The sequence below is a fragment of the Nocardia sp. NPDC004260 genome, from assembly GCF_053603155.1.
The window spans coordinates 73,267-89,707 of sequence record NZ_JBSGEZ010000010.1 but is presented as its reverse complement, the minus strand read 5'-3'; the positions used below and the strand labels follow the sequence as shown (position 1 = coordinate 89,707).

11 protein-coding genes are annotated in these 16,441 nt (G+C 70.6%); 5 read left to right on the top strand and 6 right to left on the bottom strand.

Features of this window, described 5'->3' with window-relative positions; all coding sequences use genetic code 11:
• Positions 1 to 22: 22 nt before the first annotated feature.
• Together ACWEO7_RS08720 and ACWEO7_RS08715 are read left to right on the top strand one after the other, a co-directional pair.
• Positions 23 to 1,594, top strand: coding sequence for an ATP-binding protein (locus tag ACWEO7_RS08720; protein ID WP_452421993.1), 1,572 nt, complete (start codon positions 23 to 25; stop codon positions 1,592 to 1,594).
• Complete coding sequence (locus tag ACWEO7_RS08715; RefSeq protein ID WP_452421991.1) at positions 1,591 to 2,292, top strand: response regulator; 702 nt, start codon at positions 1,591 to 1,593, stop codon at positions 2,290 to 2,292. Before ACWEO7_RS08720 ends, ACWEO7_RS08715 begins: the two co-directional genes overlap by 4 nt.
• On the opposite strand, the gene ACWEO7_RS08710 is transcribed toward ACWEO7_RS08715, so the two are convergent.
• The 3 genes from ACWEO7_RS08710 to ACWEO7_RS08700 all read right to left on the bottom strand — a co-directional run bounded on the left by ACWEO7_RS08710 (position 2,293) and on the right by ACWEO7_RS08700 (position 5,985).
• A complete protein-coding gene (locus ACWEO7_RS08710; protein WP_452421989.1) occupies positions 2,293 to 3,597 on the bottom strand; it encodes a cytochrome P450 in 1,305 nt (434 codons plus the stop codon).
• Between the two features lie 105 nt (positions 3,598 to 3,702).
• A complete protein-coding gene (locus ACWEO7_RS08705) occupies positions 3,703 to 4,425 on the bottom strand; it encodes a TIGR03089 family protein (protein ID WP_452421988.1) in 723 nt (240 codons plus the stop codon).
• A gap of 3 nt (positions 4,426 to 4,428) precedes the next feature.
• A complete protein-coding gene (locus ACWEO7_RS08700; protein ID WP_452421987.1) occupies positions 4,429 to 5,985 on the bottom strand; it encodes an LCP family protein in 1,557 nt (518 codons plus the stop codon).
• A gap of 111 nt (positions 5,986 to 6,096) precedes the next feature.
• Here ACWEO7_RS08700 and rfbD point away from each other — a divergent pair, with 111 nt between their 5' ends.
• The 3 genes from rfbD (at position 6,097) to ACWEO7_RS08685 (ending at position 9,374) form a co-directional block, all read left to right on the top strand.
• Entirely contained in the window at positions 6,097 to 6,966 is an 870-nt protein-coding gene (gene rfbD, locus ACWEO7_RS08695) for a dTDP-4-dehydrorhamnose reductase (protein WP_452421986.1), read from the top strand.
• Between the two features lie 387 nt (positions 6,967 to 7,353).
• Positions 7,354 to 8,250 carry a glycosyltransferase family 2 protein gene (locus ACWEO7_RS08690; RefSeq protein WP_452421984.1) on the top strand — a complete coding sequence of 299 codons (897 nt, stop codon included), beginning with the start codon at positions 7,354 to 7,356 and terminating at the stop codon, positions 8,248 to 8,250.
• A gap of 44 nt (positions 8,251 to 8,294) precedes the next feature.
• Positions 8,295 to 9,374 (top strand): sugar phosphate nucleotidyltransferase, encoded by a 1,080-nt coding sequence (locus tag ACWEO7_RS08685; RefSeq protein ID WP_452421982.1) that lies wholly within the window; start codon positions 8,295 to 8,297, stop codon positions 9,372 to 9,374.
• A 136-nt stretch (positions 9,375 to 9,510) separates the two neighbouring features.
• Here the strand turns inward: ACWEO7_RS08685 and ACWEO7_RS08680 are convergent, their stop codons facing one another.
• The 3 genes from ACWEO7_RS08680 to ACWEO7_RS08670 form a co-directional block, all read right to left on the bottom strand.
• Entirely contained in the window at positions 9,511 to 11,106 is a 1,596-nt protein-coding gene (locus ACWEO7_RS08680) for a carboxylesterase/lipase family protein (protein WP_452421980.1), read from the bottom strand.
• Between the two features lie 211 nt (positions 11,107 to 11,317).
• Entirely contained in the window at positions 11,318 to 15,091 is a 3,774-nt protein-coding gene (locus tag ACWEO7_RS08675) for an ABC transporter ATP-binding protein (RefSeq protein WP_452421978.1), read from the bottom strand.
• On the bottom strand, positions 15,088 to 16,434 hold the full coding sequence (locus ACWEO7_RS08670; protein WP_452421976.1) for an LLM class flavin-dependent oxidoreductase: 1,347 nt from the start codon (positions 16,432 to 16,434) through the stop codon (positions 15,088 to 15,090). Before ACWEO7_RS08670 ends, ACWEO7_RS08675 begins: the two co-directional genes overlap by 4 nt.
• Between the last annotated feature and the right edge of the window lie 7 nt (positions 16,435 to 16,441).

The window sequence follows — 16,441 nt, the reverse complement described above, 5'->3', positions numbered from 1 at the left end:
ACGTTCAGCGGAGGCAGAGCTTGTGAGACGCGGTCGGCTCTCCCTCGCCGGGCAGGCGTTCGTCTTCCAGTTGGTCGTGTTGGCGGTGATGATCGGGATCGGCGTGGTGCTCGCGGTCCTGGACGCCAGGCACGACAGCGATGTCACCACCACCAGGGAGGTCACCGACGTCGCGGTGAGCGTGGCCGACGCGCCCTCGACCATCGACGCGCTGCACAGCGCGGATCCGACGGCGCTGTTGCAGCCGGTGACCGAGGAGATCCGGCGCGAGACCGGCATGGATTTCATCGTAGTCATGGCGCCGGACCGGACCCGCTACACGCACACCAACCCGGCGATGATCGGACTGCCGTTCAGCGGCACCATCGATCGCGCGCTGACGGGCGAGACGTTCACCGAGACCTTCACCGGCACGCTCGGCCCCTCTATCCGGGCGGTGACTCCGGTCCACGAGAACGGGCGGATCATCGCTCTGGTCTCCGCGGGCGTGACCCGCGCGAAGATCGGCGACCAGGTCGCCACTCAGTTCCCGCTGATCCTCGGCGTCGCGGCGGCCGGGCTGGCGCTGGCCGCGGGCGGATCGTTCCTGCTGAGCCGCAGGCTGCGCAGGCAGACCCACGGCCTGGCGCCGGACGAGTTGCGCGCGATGTACGAGCACCATGACGCCGTCCTGCATTCGGTGCACGAGGGCCTGGTGGTGTTCGGCGCGTCCGGCGAGGATGCCGAGGTGGTCAACGACGAGGCGCGTCGTCTGCTCGACCTGCCCGCGGGCGACGTGCGGCGCAGCGACCTCCCGCTGTCGCTGCAACGGATGAGCTGGGGCTCCGTCCGCGACGAGATGCACGTGACCACCGACCGGATCCTGCTGGTCAACCAGGACACCGTGGAGTGGGGGGGCCGGGCGATCGGCACGGTGATGACCATCCGCGACCACACCGAGTTGCAGGCGGTAATGGGCGAACTCGATTCCGTGCGCAGCTTCGCGGCGTCGTTGCAGGCGCAGGCGCACGAGTCGGCCAACCGGTTGCACACCGTGGTCACCATGGTCGAGCTGGGCCGCCACCGCGAGGCAGTCGAGTTCGCCACGGCGGAACTCGAGCTGTCCCAGTCGCTGATCGATCGGCTGTTCGCCGCGGTGGGCGCGCCCGCCCTGGCCGCTCTGCTGCTCGGCAAGGTGAACCAGGCCGCCGAACGCGGCATCGAGCTGACGATCACCGACGACACCGCGCTCGACTCGGTGGACCCGCTGTCCCCGCACGAAACGGTCACGCTGGTGGGCAATCTCGTCGACAACGCGATCGATGCGGCGGCGGACAGCACCTCCGGCTGGGTGGAGGTCACGCTGCGCCACCAATGGGCGGACGCCCCGGACGAGTCCACGCTCTACATCCGGGTCGCCGACAGCGGCCCCGGCATGTCGGCGGAGACGTTCGCCCGCGCGTCCCAGCGCGGTTATTCGACCAAAGCCGACCACCACGGGCTCGGTCTCGCGCTGGTCCACCGGTTGGTGGCCCGTCACGGGGGAAGCATCCACACCGAACGGGATCCCGAAAGCGCGGTCACCGTGACGATCCCACGAAAGGAGGCACGATGATCCGCGTGCTGATCGTCGAGGACGAGCCGCTGATCGCCGAGGCACACCGCGCCTACGTGGAACGTATCGCCGGATTCACACCCGTCGGCATCGCCCACACCGGACGCGAGGCGATGCGCGCGGCGGCCGACGCCGCGGCCGAGGGAACGCCGATCGATTTGGTGCTGATGGACATCGGTCTGCCCGACGCCAGCGGCCTCGACGTCGCCGCCGCGCTGACCGGCCTGGCGCCGCGCCCGGACGTCATCGCCATCACGTCCGCGCGGGACCTGGCCATGGTGCGGACCGCGGTGTCGCACGGCGTCGTGCTGTATCTGCTGAAGCCGTTCACCTTTGCCGCGTTTCGCGACAAACTGGACCGCTACCGCGAGTTCCGCACCGCGCTCCCGGCCGGGGAGAGCGCCATCTCCCAGCACGACATCGACCGGGCGTTGAGCGCCCTGCGCACCCCCGACCAGCGTGCGACGACTCCCAAGGGCGTCGCGCCGCAGACCCTCGACGAAATCTCCCGCACCGTGCGCGCGGCCGAGGCCGAGGGCGTGACGGCCGCGGACACCGCGACCTCGATCGGCGTCTCGCGCATCACCGCATGGCGTTATCTGGAGAAGCTGGCCGACGACGGATTGGTCGTCCGCCGCTCCGACTACGGCCGGGCCGGGCGCCCGAAGACCCGCTACGTCTGGAAGAACACGGGCTGATCAGACGACCGGCTCCGGTGCCTGCGCGCGCTGGCCGAGGTGCACCGGCATGCGCTCGTACCCGTGCAGGGTGAACAACGCGCGCCGCAGCAGGGGACCGTCCAGCCGCAGGTCGGGGAACCGCTCGAACAGGGCTTGCAGGGCGTAGACGCCTTCCATCCTGGCCAAGCTCGCCCCCAGGCAGACGTGCACGCCGCTGCTGAACGACAGGTGGTCCTTGGCGTTGTCGCGCCCGACGTCGAAACGCCCGGGATCGGCGAAGACCGCGGGATCACGGTTGGCGCCCGCCAGCGACAGCACCACCGTGTTGCCCTCGCGCACCCGGATGCCGTCGATCTCGACGTCGGTCAGCGCGGTCCGCGCGGTGGTCTGCACCGGGGAGTCGAAACGCAGGATCTCCTCGACGGCGTTCGGCCACAACTCCGGCTCCTCGCGCAGCCGCTCCAGCTGATCCGGATGGGCCAGCAACTGCGCGACACCGTTGCCGATCAGGTTGACCGTCGTCTCGAAGCCCGCGCCCATGAGCAGGCTCGCGGTGGCCTTGAGCGCGTAGGAGTCCAGTTCGCCCGCGGCGACCAGGCTGCTGAGGATGTCATCGCCCGGCGCGCGACGCAACCGTTCGATGTGCTGGTCGAAGTAGTCGTTCATCACCTCCATGGCCCGCATCGCTTTCCGGTGCGCGTGCCAGGGGATGCCGACGTCCAGCAGGGGCGTCATCTGATCGCCCCAATCCAGGAACAGCGCCTTGTCCTCGTCCGGGAAGCCGAGCATCTCCGAGATGATCGCGATCGGCACTTGGGCGGCGAACGAGCGGATCAGGTCCGCCGAACCGTGCGCGGGCAGCTCGTCCAGCAGTTCCTCGGTGACCGTCTCGACGCGGTCGCGCAGCCTGCGGATCGCGCGCGGGGTGAAGGCCGAGGCCACCGGTTTGCGCATGGCTGTGTGCTCCGGCGGATCGATGACCAGCATCGACGGCGGCTCGACCGGATTCGGCGGCAAGGGGAAGCGTTCGGCGAGCTTCTGCAGCGGCTTGGGAATGTTGAAGCTCTCCGTGGTGCGCACGCCGAAGCGGCTGTCGCGCAGGATGGAGCGGCACAGCTCGTGGTCGAAGGTCGCCCACGCGATCGAGGTGCGCAACAGCCTCGTCTCGCCGCGCAGACGTTCGATCAGCGGATAGGGGTCGTCGAAGCCGGCCGGTCCGCCCATCAGTTCGGCGAACGGGTCACCGCGACGCGCCTGCAGGCGCAGGACGAGACGAGGCGCGCCCTGCACGGACAACCAGCGGAACCAATAATGTGGCTTCATAGTCCAACCCCGTCGTCGTCGCCGATGAGTCCACCGTACGGAACCCGGCCCGCTTGTGGAACGTCCTCAGGTCGGATTCGGCGCTTATACCGTGGTAGGAGCCGCTCAGCCGCGCTGCGCGGTCACCCGCTCCGAGGCGGTGCGCCGCTCGAGCAGCGCCGGATCGGGGTTGACCACCTGCACCAGCGAAGCGCCCGCGGCCAGCACCGCGAGATATCCGTCGATCAGTTCGGCCGGGGTGTCCCACGGTGTGCTCGACAGCACGCGGTCGCCTTCGGCGAAGCCCTGGCGCATCGCCGATTTCCGTGCCTCGGCGAGCACCTCGGCGACCGGCATGCCGTCGAGCGCGACGCCGGCGCCGCGGGGCAGGAACTGGTCGCCGTGCACGCGCACCGAGGTGGCGAAGTCGGTGACGCCCACCGGCAGGTCGCGCACCGGCGAGCCCATGGCGTCCAGCGACAGGACCGCGACCTCGCCCGCTCCGTCGGCGTCGTCCAGGCGGTCCGGGGTGACCAGGGCCAGATCGGCGTCCCGGTCCGGATGCAGCACCACCTCGGTGCCCGCCCACCAGCAGCCCAGCAGCACCGCGGCGGTCTGCCAGTGCGCCGGGAGCAGGACGGCGACCCGCGCGCCCGGGCTCAGGCCGAACTCGTCGCGAATCAGGTTGGCGGTCTTGGCCGCCCAATTCGCCAGCGTCGCGCCGGACAGCTCGATGCGCGCGCCGGTGGCGTCGTCGTAGTAGGTGACGCGCGGGCCCGCGGGTTCGCGAGCGAGGATGGGATCGAGCACCGCTTCGGTGAGAGTGTGTGCCTGGTCGATATCACGCATGGTTCAGTTCACGCATTTCGGTCCGTTCTGGCCTGCGTCGATCGGTGGAGCGGGCGGGACTGGTGTGGCCGCGGTCGACGTTCCGGACAGGTCGAACATCCGGCTCGCCGACGAGCCCGGACCAGAATAGTCGCTCGCCAGCACGACACTCACCGAATCCGGGGACAGAGCCGGATCGGCGAGCACCGTCAGCCCGCCGAGCGCCTTGGCGACCGCCTGCGCCTTCGGGCTGGAGGTGTCCGCCGCGAGCACGCGGCTGCCGGTGACGTGGCCGCCGCTGTAGTTGGACACCGTGCCTTGACGGAAGCCCTTGGCGCTCAACGTCTGCGCGACCTCGGCCGCGAGTCCGCCGATGCCGCCCGCGTTGTAGACGCTGACCGTCACGGTCGCGGGATCGAACCCCGGCTCGGCGTTGCGCGGGGCCGGGTCGCCGCCGACCAGCGAGGCGACGTAGGACTTGACCGCCTTGGGCTCGACCTTGACCACGGATTCACCGTTGCCGGTCTCGCCGTTGAGGTCGGCGACCGGAATGGTCTCGAATTTCACCTGCCCGCCGGACAGATCCTTCAGCCGCTGCAGGAACGCCAGCACGTCCCAGTCCTCGTCCAGCACGATCGTCCGGCCCACCGCGTCGCTGAGTTGCTGGAGCTTGGCCGGGTTGCCGAGCATCTTCGCGCTGAGCAATTGCTGCACCAACTGGGCCATGAACACCTGCTGGCGCACGATGCGGTCGATGTCGCCGCGCGGCAGATCGTGGCGCTGGCGCACGAAACTCAACGCCCGCGGCCCGTCCAGGCGCTGGCGTCCGGCGGGGAACTTGGCGCCGGACATCCACTCGTCGACCGGGTTGCGCAGGCATACCTCGACGCCGCCGACGGCGTCGGTGAGCAGCGCGAAGCCGAGCAGGCTCACCTCGGCGTAGTGGTCGACGGTGATACCGGTGAGCCCGGCCACCGTCTTGATCAGCGCCTGCCTGCCCGCCTGGGTGGACTGCCGCTCCGCGTCGGCGTTCGAGACCCCCTGGTCGACGAGCTTCTGGAACTGGCTCGCCTTGGTCGCGCCGTAGGCGGAATTGATCTTGCCCATGCCGAGGCCGGGAATGCTGACGTAGGAATCGCGCGGGATCGAGATCGCGGTGGCCGAGCGTCCGTCGTTCGGCACGCGCAGCAGCACGATGGTGTCGGTGTTGGTGCCGACCTCGTCGCCCGCGTGCAGCATCGCGCGTTCGGCGTCCGACAGCGGGTTGCCGTGCGCGTCGGTACGACTGTCCACACCGACCAGCAGGATGTCCACCGCGCCGTCGCGACCGCCGCCGAGGCCGAGATCGCCGAGACGCTCGATGTCGGCCACCAGCCCGTCGACGCTGCGCCAGGCGAAACCGGTGAGCACCAGCACGATCACGGCGGCGGTCACGGCGAGCGAGCGCAGCGGCCCGAAGGCCCGGTCGCCGGGCCCGGTCGCCCGCGACGCCGCCGATGTGCCCCTCCGCTGCGACAAGTCCGCATCCTCTCGCCGAAACTCGGTGTCCTGGCGACGCGTGCGCAACCGATCCGCCACCATGGTTACCGCTCGCCCCGCCCGGTTTCGGGATCCCCCGATAGCACAAGGCTATCGAACGGCTGGCGCGAACGGCCGTAACCGAGGACGTGGCGGCGTGCCAGACTTGCGGCCGTGACCGACCCCACCGCGCCCGACTCCACCGCGTCCGCTCGCCTCGTCGTCACGGGCGCGCACGGACAGGTGGGCCGGGAACTGCGTCGTCTCGCCCCGGCCGCCAGCGGCTACGGGCGCGCCGAACTCGACATCACCGACCACGCCGCCGTGCGCGCGGTGCTCACGCCCGGCGACGTGGTGCTGAACTGCGCCGCCTATACCGCCGTCGACCTGGCCGAAACCGAAACCGAGGCGGCGTACGCGGGCAACGCCACCGGACCGGCCGTGCTCGCCGACGTCTGCGCCGACCTCGGTGCCCGGCTGATCCATCTGTCCACCGATTACGTCTTCCCAGGTACCCAGGATCGGCCGTACGACACAGCCGATGTGACCGGACCGACGTCGGTCTACGGGGAGTCCAAGCTCGCCGGGGAACAGGCGGTGCTGAGCCGCTGCCCGGACGCGCACGTGGTGCGCACCGCGTGGGTATACACCGGGCGCGGCGGCGATTTCGTCGCCACGATGCTGCGGCTGGAGCGCGAACGCGACACGGTCGACGTCGTCGACGACGAGGTCGGCTCCCCCACCTACGCCGCCGATCTGGCCGCCGCGCTGCTGGAATTGGCGGGCAGGCCCGACGCGCCGCGGGTGCTGCACGCCACCAACGCCGGGCGGGCCAGCCGATTCGAGCTCGCCCGAGCGGTGTTCGCCGGTGTCGGCGCCGATCCGGGACGCGTCCGTCCGTGCGACTCCTCCGCGTTCCCCAGACCCGCACGCCGCCCGGCGTTTTCGGTGCTCTCGCCGCGGGCCTGGAACGACGCCGGGCTCACGCCGCTGCGGGATTGGCGGACCGCACTGGGAGACGCGCTGGCGCGGCAATCCGATTGAGGCGTACCTCCGCATTCATTCCGGTCATGCGGGCCGATGGACCACACCCGGCTCCGCCCACCAGGCGTAACCCGCCTTCGCCGCGGCATGCCGAACCATCGACGGACGGGTTGATCTGCGCGCGTTGGGCCTACCTCCGCTGTCGCTCCGACCACGCGCAGGCTGTCGACCGATGGCGTCCGGCTGCACCCGCCGGGCGTACTCCGCCTGCGATCTGGCCATCGAGGCACAGCGCCCCGCCGCGCAGGCCGGGCGGGCCTGCGGCCGAGCGCGGACCATCTACGCACGACGCCCGCTCGCGCCCGTCCGGCATCCTCCACCTCGGCTGAGACCGAGCGCGAGCCATCGACGAACGGGTTGCGGCTGCGCCCGTTAAGGTTGGCTGTCGTGAGTGAATCCGAATCCGCCGCGCCCGCGGGCCTGGCCGTCGTCACGGTGACCTACTCGCCGGGTGAGCACCTCGAGCACTTCATCAGCACTCTAGCCGGGGCCACCGCCGAGAAACCTCAGGTGATCCTCGCCGACAACGGGTCGGCCGACGGTGTGCCGGAGCTGGTCGCCGAGGCCAATTCGCACGTGCGGCTGCTGCGCACCGGCGGCAACATCGGTTACGGCGGCGCGATCAACCGGGCGGTCGCGGAGATCGATCCGGCCATCGAGTTCGTCGTGATCGCCAACCCGGATATCCGCTGGGGCACCGATTCCATCGACAAACTGCTCGCCGCCGCCAAGCGCTGGCCGCGCGCGGGCGCGCTCGGTCCGCTGGTGCTGGAGCCGGACGGCAGCGTGTACCCGTCGGCCCGCCGGGTGCCCGGCCTGCTCGACGGCGCCGGACACGCGATCCTGGGCACGGTATGGAAGTCCAACCCGTGGACCCGCCGGTACCGGCAGGAGAACGAGGAGATCTCCGAGCGAGCCGTCGGCTGGCTGTCGGGGTCGTGTCTGCTGGTGCGGCGCGCGGCGTTCGACTCGATCGACGGTTTCGACTCGCGCTACTTCATGTACATGGAGGACGTCGACTTCGGCGACCGGATGGGCAAGGCGGGTTGGCACAACGTTTTCGTGCCGGACGCCGAGGTAACCCATGCCAAAGGTCACGCAGCGGGCCGCCATCCCGAAGTGATGCTGCCCGCCCACCATGCCAGCGCCTACCGGTTCCAGGCCGACCGGCATCCGCACTGGTGGCAGGCTCCGCTGCGGTTGGCGCTGCGGGCCGGACTTGCGGTCCGCTCGCGGATTGCGGTTCGATCTGCCCTGCGCCAGCAGGCGCGCGACGCCGGGTAACCGGCGACGGCGGCGAGAAACGACCTTGTGAACAGGGGAGCTTGATGGCAGGAAATACAGGCACCGACGCGGTGATCCTGGTCGGCGGGCAGGGCACGCGGCTGCGGCCGCTGACCCTTTCGGCGCCCAAGCCGATGCTGCCGACGGCCGGGCTCCCGTTCCTGACCCATCTGCTCGCCCGTATCGCCGAGGCCGGGATCACGCACGTGGTGCTGGGCACGTCGTTCAAGGCTGAAGTGTTCGAGGAGCACTTCGGCGACGGCTCCGAGCTGGGCTTGGAGATCGAGTACGTCACCGAGACCGAGCCGCTCGGCACCGGCGGCGCGATCCGCAACGTGCTGCCCAGGCTGCGCGCGGACAACGTGATGGTGTTCAACGGCGACGTGCTCGGCGGCACCGACCTCGGCGCGGTGCTCGACACCCACGAGTCGACCCGCGCCGACGTCACGCTGCACCTGGTCCGGGTCAGCGACCCGCGCGCGTTCGGTTGCGTGCCCACCGACGAGGACGGCCGGGTCACCGCGTTCCTGGAGAAGACCCAGGATCCGCCGACCGATCAGATCAACGCCGGGTGCTACGTCTTCCGCCGGGAGTACATCGAGAAGATCCCGGCGGGGCGTCCGGTGTCGGTGGAGCGCGAGGTGTTCCCTGCGCTGTTGACCGAGGGCGCCCGCGTCCAGGGGTACGTCGACGCTTCCTACTGGCGCGACATGGGCACGCCCGAGGACTTCGTGCGTGGCTCCGCCGATCTGGTGCGCGGGATCGCGCCCTCCCCCGCCCTGCCGGGACAGCGCGGTGAATCGCTGGTGCATCCCGGCGCGGGTGTCGCTCCGGGTGCGGTGCTGATCGGCGGCACGGTCGTCGGCCGCGGCGCTGAGATCGGTGCGGGCGCGCGCCTGGACGGCGCGGTGGTCTTCGACGGCGCGGTGATCGAGGCGGGCGCGACGGTGGAGCGCACCATCATCGGCTTCGGGGCGCGCATCGGCCCCCGCGCGCTGGTCCGCGACGGCGTCATCGGAGACGGCGCGAACATCGGCGCCCGCTGCGAACTGCTGCGCGGAGCTCGCGTCTGGCCCGGGGTGGAGATTCCCGACGGCGGCATCCGCTTCTCCACCGACGTCTGAGGCGCTCACGCTCGCCGGGTGCCGCGATCGACCAGGCACCCGGCGGCGGCGCGATCGGGCTGGTGTCGCCGCCACTTCCGGTGCCTGCCGACGGCGCGGACGACCGGAATTCGCGTGCTGCGCGAAAGAACGTCTGCTATGAGAACCCGACGGCCTGCTGTCCCCAGGCGGTGTGCAGGTCGCGGTCCGGGTCCTCGACCACGCGGTCGACGCCGTCGATGAGCAGTGTGGCGCGGGCGCCCAGGCGATACGGCCGCCAGTGTTTGGAGCCGTCGAGCGCGGCGGGAACGCCGTGCGCGGCGAAGGCCAGCCAGCGGCGCATCACGCGCCCGGAGACTTCCATGGCCGCTTTGCGGCCGCCGAGCCAGAAGGTCGGATCGAGGTTCAGCGTCCCGAAATTGCCGAAGACGTAAGGCAATTCGGTGGCGTGACCGGCGCCGACGCGAGCGGCCCTCAGCATCGGGGTCGCGTAGTCGAAGCGGTACATCCACGTGGGCGAGTGCTCGGCGTGACCGTCGGCTACCCAGTGCGCCGGCATCCGGAACGCCGCGTCGGTGGACATCGCCAGCGCCCCGCGCGCCTTTTTCAGGTCCGGGTAGGCCGAGGTGATCTCGGCGATGCGCTCCGCGGACATCTCCGGGTGGCTCGCCGCGACGTCGCGCAGCATCGCGTTCACCGCGTCCGGCGTCACCGGCATGATCGGCGAGCGCAGCAGCCGGAACAGCGACGCCTCGTCCTTGTTGGTGCCGATGATCAACGGCACCCGGTGCGACTGTCCGCGCTGGAACCGGTCGATCGGGTAGCTCGGCAGCAGATCGCCGTCCACCACGGGCGCGGCCGCAAGTCGCCCCGGCTCCTTCAGCGGTATCTCGTCGAGCAGGACGCCCGCCGCCGCCACGATCCGCTCGATCGGGCAGTCCAGCAGCTCCTCGGCCCTGGTCGCGGGCAGCTCGATCAGCTCGAGGAACCGCTGTGCCACCGTCGCGGCCCGTTCCTGCCCGAACACCGTCGTGGCGGGCGGGCTCTGCGCGATCGCCCGGTGGAACAGCCCGGCGGCGCGGGGGGCGGTGAGCAGCGCGGTGACGCAACCCGCGCCGGAGGACTCGCCGAAGAGCGTGACGTTGCCGGGATCGCCGCCGAACGCGGCGATGTTGTCGCGCACCCACTCCAGTGCGGCGATCTGGTCGTGCAGGCCGAGGTTCGGCGCGAAGTCGCCGCCGAGCGAGGACAGGTCGAGGAAGCCGAGCGCACCGAGCCGATAGTTGACCCCGACGACCACGACGTCACCGGCCGCGGCCAGCTTGCGCCCGTCGTAGATCTGCTGCGCGGCGGTGCCAAGGCAGTACGCGCCACCGTGCAGCCAGACCAGCACCGGCCGCAGTTCGGCGTCGGGGCCACGGGTGGGATCGCCCGTCTCCGGCCGCGGTGACCAGACGTTGAGCCAGAGACAGTCCTCGCCCATGGTCAGGCCCGAGTCGACGGGGACCATGGTGCCCATCGTCTGCGGCGCGATCTGCCCGAAAGCGGTGCAGTCGCGCACCCCCTCCCAAGGCTGCGGGGGCCGTGGCGGAGCGAATCTGGCCGGACCGGTGGGAGCCGCCGCGTAGGGGATGCTGCGCCAGACCGAAACCGGCCCTTCGCGCACACCACGCACGTCGCCGTAGGCCGTTCGCGCAATGGGCTCGGCCGAACCGTCGGGACCGGGCACCGCCTCGGAGAACTGAGCGCGCATCGCAGACCTCCTCATACTTCTTTTTCGAGAGTACGTCGAAGATCGGTACGAGAGCGTCGCGATGCCGTGACATTGCCGCGTCGACTCTCATTCATCCGCTGTTCAGGCCCCTGACCGAGGCGGCGGTGTCGAATCGGTCACGGCGAGCGCCGGCACCCCCCGCCACCTGGGATAGCCAGGAGAATGCTCCTGCTGTCACGGTGGCGCGGGATCAGGTCGCGGCCTCCGATTCCCGGTCACCGACCGACGCCGTGTCGTCGCCGACATACGCGGCCCACAAGCGGCTATACGGCCCGTCCTCGCCGAGCAGTTGCGCGTGCGTGCCGGTCTGTAACAGCCGTCCCTCGCCCACCACCGCGATGAGATCCGCGTCCGCGGCGGTGGCGAGCCGGTGCGCGACCACGATGGTCGTGCGCCCGGCGGTGAGCACGTCCACCGCGGCCCGCACCCTGGCCTCGGTCGCCAGATCCAGCGAGGCGGTGGCCTCGTCCAGGATCAGGATGTCCGGCTCGACGAGCTGGGCTCGCGCGAGCGCGAGCAGCTGGCGCTGGCCCGCCGACATGCTGCGTCCGTGGTCGCCGGTCGGCTGGTAGTACCCGTGTTCCAGCGCGGCGATCATCTCGTGCGCGCCGACCGCACGCGCCGCCCACTCGATGTCGGCGGGCGTGGCCTCCGGCTTGCCGTAGGCGATCGCCGCGCGCACGGTGTCGCCGAACAGAAACGGTTCCTGCGGGACCACGCCGAGCCGCTTGCGATATTCGCGCAAGCGATAGTCGCGCACATCGACGCCGTCGACCAGCACCGCGCCCTCGGTCGGGTCGTAAAACCTGGCCAGCAGCTTCACCAGCGTCGACTTGCCCGCGCCCGTCTCGCCGACCAGCGCCACCTTCTGCCCCGGCTCGATGCGCAGATCGATGCCGGAGAGCACGGGCTCGGCGCGGGTCTCGTAGGTGAATCCGACTCCGCGCAACTCGATCGCACCGTTCAGGCGGGTCACCGGACGCGCGTCGGCGGCGTCCGGGGTGGCGACCGGCGTACGCAGCAGTTCGCTGAGCCGATCGACGCCGACCACGGCCTGCTGGTAGCTGTCGAAGACCTGGGACAGCTGCTGGATCGGCGCGAACAGCAGATCCACGTAGAGCAGGAAGGCGATGAGCGTGCCCGCGGTGAGCACGGCCTCGCGCACCTGGTGCACGCCCACCGCGAGCACCGCCGCCGTGGCCACCACGGACATGAACTCGATGAACGGGAAGAACACGGCCATGAGGATCTGGCTGCGCAGGCGCGCGTCGCGATAGTCCCAGGACCGCCGCTCGAACTCGGCGCGGTTGCGCTCCTCCCGCCGGTAGGCCTGGGTGACCTTGATGTTGTCGACGTTCTCCTGCAGGTAGGCGTTGACGATGCTGACCCGCTCGCGTGCGAGGTTGTAGGCGGGCACCGACGCGCGCCGGAACGCCGCCGTCGAGATCACCAGCAGCGGGAGCAGCGCGAGTACCACCAGCGCCAGCCGCGCGTCGATGACCAGCAGTGCGATCACCACGCCCGCGATGGTCACCGTGCTGGTGAGCGCGGTGGCCAGGCCGGTTTGCAGGAACGCCGAGAGCCCGTCGACGTCGGTGGTCATCCTGGTCATGATCCGGCCGCCGAGTTCGCGCTCGTAGTACTGCAAGCCGAGCCGTTGCAACTGCGCGAAGGTCTTCACTCGCAGGCCGTACAGCAGCCGTTCGCCCGCGCGACCGGTGACCCGCACCTGCGCGACGCTGATCGCCCAGTCCACCGCGACCACGAGCAGCGCGAGCGCCGCCGCGACCAGCAGCACGTCGCGCGCGCCGGCCAGGACGCCGTGGTCGATGCCGTAGCGCACCAGGAAGGGAATCAGCACCTGCGCCAGTGCGTCGAGCCCCACCAGACCGAGCCCGGCCAGCAACGGCGCCGCGAATGGCCGCAGCAGCCGCGGCAGCGAGAACTCCGGATCCGGTGTGTGCGAGAAGGATTCGGAGACCTCCGGTTCGCCGGTCAGCGCGGGCAGGCGGTCGATCAGCTCCTGCACGTCACCGCTGGGCGGCGCGGCGGCGAGCATCCCCGGCCCCGCCGCCCGGCCCGCTCCGGTCGGAGCACCGGCGGCACGCTGGGAGAATGCCTTCGCCACCTGCTCCAGGGTGCGTGCGCCGTCATCATCGTCCTCGGCGGGCTCGAACCACAGCGGGGAGGTCGGCGCCTCGGGCCGAGCGAGCCCGGCGTCCACGCCGATTCCCGTCACCTCCGGCGGGGTGAACAGCGCGCGGAACAACTCGCCGGAGTGTTGCAGATCGCGCAGCGTGCCCAGTTCCGCCACCCGTCCGTCGTCGAGCACGGCCACCCGGTCGGCGAGCGCCAGGGTGGACAGGCGATGCGCGACGACGATGGTGGTACGCCCGCGCACCTCGGCCGCGATCCTGGCGTAGATCTGTTCCTCGACCTGCGCGTCGATGGCCGAGGTGGCGTCGTCGAGAACCAGGATGGGCGCGTCGGTGAGCAGCGCGCGGGCCAGCGCGATGCGCTGCCGCTGCCCGCCGGACAGCCGCTGCCCGCGCTCGCCGATCCTGGTATCCAGTCCCTCGGGCAGCGTCTGCACGAACCCGTCGGCCGCGGCGAGATACAAGGCGTGCCAGACTTCTTCGTCCGTGGCCGCCGGGCGTCCATAGGCCACGTTGGCCCGGATGCTGTCCGCCATCAGGTGGGTGTCCTCGAACACCATCGCCACCTGGTCGCGGGCGTCGGACAGGTAGCGGATGTCGACGCCGTCGAACAGGACGGCCCCGGCGTCCGGGTCGACCAGCCGCGGAAGCAATTGCACCAGTGTCGATTTGCCGCTGCCCGCACCGCCCGCGATCGCCATGGTCTCGCCCGGCTCGACGGTCAGTTCCAGCCCGTCGAGCACGCGTGTGCGGTCGAAACCGAAACCGACGCCACGGAACTCGACGCGCGGCGGCGCACTGCCGCGTACCGTCTCGACTCGGGGACGTTCCACCGGCGCCGGCGCCTCGATCACTTCGCGCACCCGGTCCAGCGACGCCTTGCCCTGCTGGCTGACCGTCAGCAGCATGGCGAACTGCCGGATCGGGCTGACGAACGAGCCGAGATAGGTCATGAACGCCAAGAAGGTGCCCAGCGTGATGGACTGCGACAACGCCAGCAGCCCGCCCGCGATCAGGATCAGCGCCTGTCCCGCCGCGGGCACGGCCTGCATCGCCGGGGTGAAACGGCTGGTGATGCGCGCGACGCGCAGCCGGGAGCGGTACAGCTCCCGCGCCTTCGCGGCCAATCCGTCGAGTTCGTGCCGTTCCTGGCCGAACCCCTTCACCACTCGCACCCCGGCGACCGCGGCCTCCACCTGCATCGCCACCTCGGCGGCGCGGGCCTGCGCGTCCCAGTTGGCCGGGAAGAGTTTGCGCTGGCTGCGCCGGGTGATGATCCACAGGGCGGGAACCACCAGCAGCGCGATCACGGTCAGGGCGGGCGACATCAGGGTCATCAGGGTCAGCGCACCGGCCAGCAGCACCACATTGCCCACGACCATGGGAATGAGCTGCAGGAACATCTGGATCAGCGTGACGTCGGTGATCGCCCGGCTGACCACCTGACCGGTCCGCAGGTCCGCCTGCTCGCGGCCGTCCAGCCGCAGCAGCGCGGCGAACAGGTCCCGGCGCAGATCGTGCTGCACGCCCAGCGACAGCTGGGACGACGCCACCCGGCGCGTGAACGACGACCCGAACCGCGCCGCGCCGACGACCAGCAGCAGCGCCGCCCACGGCGCCACCGACGCCGCGGTGGCGGTGAGCGTGTCCACCACGTGCCGCACGATGAGGGGCAGCACCGCCGTCAGCAGCGCCGCCGCGAGCGCACCTGCGCCCGCGGCCACGACCAGGCGGCGGTGCTCGAGACAGCGGCGCGTCAGGTACCGGATCCATCCCGGCTGGGACGGATCCGGTGGCACCGAGCTCATCGGGCGACCACGAGCGCGTCCGCGGTGTCGTACTGGTTGGCCGGCCGGGCGAGTCCGTAGTGCCCACGCAGGGTGGTCTCGGTGTACTCGGTGCGGAACAGCCCGCGCTGCTGCAGGATCGGCACCACTTGGTCGACGAAGCGCTCCAAGCCCGAGGGCAGCACGGCGGGCATGATGTTGAACCCGTCCGCGGCGCCCTCCCGGAACCAGTGCTCGATGGTGTCGGCCACCTGCTCGGGTGTGCCCGCGAAGGTGCGGTGCCCGCGCCCGCCGCCGAGCCGCCCGATCAGCTGGCGCAGGGTGAGGCGTTCGCGCCGGGCGAGATTCACGATGAGCGTGAACCGGCTCTTGGCGCCCTGGATCTCGTCCTCGGTTGGCAGATCCTCGGGCAGTTCGCTGTCCAGGTCGAGTTGTTCGATGGGCAGTTTGAAGTGCGCGGCCAGCTGGCGGCGCGCGTACTCCGGCGAGATCAGGCGCTCGAGTTCGGCGTCGAGTTCGCGGGCCTGTTCCTCGGTGTCGCCGATGACGGGGACGATGCCGGGCAGGATCTTGATCGTCTCCGGGTCACGGCCCAGCGCGACCGCGCGCTGCTTGAGATCGGTGTAGAACGCCTTGCCGTCCTCGAGCGTCTGCTGCGCGGTGAACACCGCTTCCGCGTAGCGGGCGGCGAAGTTCTTGCCGTCCTCCGAGGAACCCGCCTGCACCAGCACCGGGTAGCCCTGCGGCGAGCGCGGCACGTTCAACGGACCGTCGACCTTGAAGAACTCGCCGTGGTGGCCGATCTTGCGAACCTTGCTCGCGTCGGCGTGGATGCCGAGGCTCTTGTCCGCGACGATCGCGTCGTCGTCCCAGCTGTCCCACAGCTTGGTGGCCACGTCGACGAACTCGGCGGCCTTCTCGTAACGCAGCTGGTGGTCCGGGGTGTCGTCAAGGCCGAAGTTGCGCGCGGCGTCGGCGCCCGCGGTGGTGACGATGTTCCAGCCGACCCGGCCGTTGCTCACCCAGTCCACCGAGGAGAACCGGCGCGCCAGGTTGTAGGGGTCGTTGTAGCTGGTGGACGCGGTGGCGATCAGGCCGATCCGGCTGGTCTGCACGGCCACCGCGGTGAGGATCACGGTCGGCTCCAGCTTGCCGCTCGGCCTGCGGCCGGGATCGCCCATCAGCACCGGGCTGTCGGCGAAGAAGATCGAGTCCAGCTTGCCGCGCTCGGCGGTGCGGGCCAGCTCGACGTAGTAGTTGATGTCGGTGTGCGCGTACGGATCGCTTTCCGGCAGCCGCCAGGCCGCCTCGTGGTGTCCCACCGACATCAGGAAGGCGTTGAGGTGCAGTTGTTTACCGGACATGGTCGGG